The following is a 3004-nucleotide window of genomic DNA, read 5'->3' as shown; positions in this document are numbered from 1 at the left end:
GTGGAGCAGGCCGACTTCGACCCCACCAAGTATCAGGCACAGACGGCTGGTGGCAGCACCGCCACGCCCACCAACTGGTTGCCGCAGCGCCGCGTCGGTGCGGCCGCGCGTGCCATGTTGGTGTCGGCCGCCGCGACGCAGTGGAACGTGCCCGCCACCGAACTGGTCACCGAGAAGGGCGTGGTGCATCACCGGGCGTCGAAGCGATCGGCCACCTACGGCTCGCTGGCCAGCGCCGCCGTGTCGGTCACGCCGCCCGATCTCGCCACCGTACCGCTCAAGGATCCGAAGAACTTCACGATCATCGGTACGCGTAAGAAGACGGTGGGTCTGCGCGACATCCTGATGGGCAAGCCGATGTTCGGCATCGATGTCACGGTGCCCAACATGCACTACGCCACGTTCGTGAAGAGCCCCGTGTTCGCCGCCAAGGTGGCAAATGCGAACCTCGAGGTCGTCAAGGCGATGCCGGGCGTCACGCACGCGTTCGTGGTGGAAGGCACCGCGAATTTGCAGGGGCTCATGCCCGGCGTCGCCATCGTCGGCAAGAACTGGTGGATGGTGCAGCAAGCGCGAAAGAAACTCGTGGTCGAGTGGGCCGCCCACCCCACGTCGCAGCAGTCCAGCGCCGGCTTTGCCGCCAAGGCCGCCGAGTTCTTCACCAGCGCACCGCAGCGCACGATCCGCCACGATGGGGATTTCGACGCGGCCATCAAGGGCGCGGCCAAAGTGGTGAAGGCGGAGTACAGCTACCCGTTCATCTCGCACGCCACGCTGGAGCCGCAGAATTGCACGGCGCATGTCACGGCCGACAAGTGCGAGCTGTGGACCACGTCGCAAACGCCGCAGGGTGGACGGGCGCTCGTCGCCAATACGCTCGGCCTCAAGGAAGACCAGATCACGATGCACATGGTGCGTGCCGGCGGCGGATTCGGTCGTCGCCTGTACAATGATCCGTTAGTGGAAGCGGCGTGGATCGCCCGCGAAGCCAAGGTACCGGTCAAGCTGCTCTGGACGCGTGAAGACGACCTGCAGCATGACATGTTCCGCCCGGGCGGATTCCACCAGTTCACCGGCGGGCTCGATGCCAGCGGCAAGTTGGTGGCGTTCCGGAATCATTGTGCCACGTTCGGCGAAGGCGAGAAGTTTGCGCCGAGCGCCGACATCGGCCCCACGGAGTATCCGGCACGCTTCGTTCCGAACCTCAAGATGGACGTGTCGGTGATGCCGCTGGGCGTGCCCACGGGAGCCCTGCGCGCGCCGCGCTCGAACGCACTATCGTTCGCCTTTCAGGGCTTCATCGACGAGTGCGCGGTGGCCGCCGGCAAGGATCCGCTGCAGTTCCGCATCGACACGCTCAAGGCGGAGATCGCGCCCACTACGCCGCTCACCCCGCAGCAGCAGGCCGGGCTCATGGATGCGCAGCGCGTAATCGGCATTCTCGAGAAGGCGCGCGAGGTGTCGGGGTGGGGCAAGACCACGCTGCCGAAGGGAACGGGCATGGGCTGCGCGTTCTACTTCAGTCACCGCGGCTACTTCGCTGAAGTCGTGCAGGTCACCGTGAGTAAGGCTGGTGACGTGAAGGTGGACAAGGTGTGGGCGGTGGGTGACGTCGGCAGCGAGATCGTCAATCCGAACCACGCCGAGCAGCAGGTGCAGGGCGCCGCCATGGACGGCATGAGCCAGGCCTACGGTCAGGAGATCACCTTCACCGCCGGCAAGGTGGACCAGACGAACTTCAACAGCTATCCGTTGTTGCGCATCCGTCAGGCGCCGCCCATCGAAGTGCATTTCGTGAAGACGGCGTTCTCGCCCACTGGTATCGGCGAGCCGGCCTTGCCGCCGGTGGTGCCCGCGATGATCAACGCGATCTACGCCGCCACGGGCAAGCGCGTGCGTCAGATTCCGCTCACGAAAGTCGATCTCAAGTGGAGCTGATCGTTCTGTAAGCATCTCCTGATTCCAAAGGATTCGATGACGGTTCATTCGATCACCACGTCCCCGTTCGCCGACCAGCGACCGGGGACGTCCGGTTTACGGAAGCGCACCACCGTCTTCCAGCAGACGCATTATCTCGAGAATTTCGTGCAGGCGCTCCTCGAGGTGGCCGCGCTCCCGCCCGACGCCACGCTGGTGGTCGGCGGCGATGGGCGGTACCACAATCGCGAAGCGACCGAGACGATCATCCGCATGGCGGCCGGTAACGGCATCCGCCACGTGATCGTGGGGCGCGCGGGGCTGCTCTCCACGCCGGCGGCCTCGCACCTCATTCGTTCCGGCGCGCACGGCGGCATCATTCTGTCGGCCAGCCACAATCCCGGCGGCCCCGACGGCGATTTCGGCATCAAGTACAACACCGGTAATGGTGGCCCGGCGCCGGAGTCGTTCACGAACGAGGTAGCCGAGCGCGCCCGCGTGATGCGGCACTACCAGATCGCCGACTTGCAGCACTTCAACCTCGACGATCTCGGCACGCATCAGATCGGCCCGTTGCAACTCGATATCGTCGATCCCGTGGCGGCGTACGCGGCACTGATGGAATCGCTGTTCGACTTCGACGCGATCAGTGGGCTCTTCGCCAGCGGGTTCCGGATGCGCTTCGACGCCATGCATGCGATCACGGGGCCGTATGCCGTGGAGATTCTCGAACGTCGCCTCGGCGCGCGGTCGGGCACGGTGATCAATCGCGTGCCGCTCCCCGACTTCGGCGGCGGACATCCCGACCCCAATCTCACCTACGCGCACGACCTGGTTGAAGAACTCTTCGGCGAGAACGCCCCCGATTTCGGTGCGGCGTCGGATGGCGATGGCGACCGCAACATGATTCTGGGGCAGCGCTTCTTCGTGACGCCCTCGGACTCACTCGCCGTGCTGGCAGCCAACGCCACGATCGTACCCGGCTACGCGCGTGGCCTGCGTGGCGTGGCGCGCTCGATGCCCACCAGTGCGGCGGTCGATGCCGTGGCGGCGTCGCTGGGCATTCCCTGCTTCGAGACACCCACCG

General features: G+C 65.6%; 2 protein-coding genes. Both read left to right on the top strand.

Annotated elements, in window-relative coordinates; genetic code table 11:
• A partial coding sequence (locus tag ACIRA7_RS16315) for a xanthine dehydrogenase family protein molybdopterin-binding subunit (protein ID WP_396221890.1) occupies positions 1-1938 on the top strand: 1938 nt, incomplete at its 5' end.
• Positions 1939-1974: 36 nt separating this feature from the next.
• A partial coding sequence (locus ACIRA7_RS16310) for an alpha-D-glucose phosphate-specific phosphoglucomutase (protein WP_396221889.1) occupies positions 1975-3004 on the top strand: 1030 nt, incomplete at its 3' end.

It is taken from the genome of Gemmatimonas sp. (genome assembly GCF_044376735.1).
In the GTDB taxonomy this organism is placed as follows: Bacteria; Gemmatimonadota; Gemmatimonadetes; order Gemmatimonadales; family Gemmatimonadaceae; genus Gemmatimonas.
Note: the sequence above shows the minus strand (reverse complement) of the source record. Positions and strands in the feature narration are given on the sequence as shown.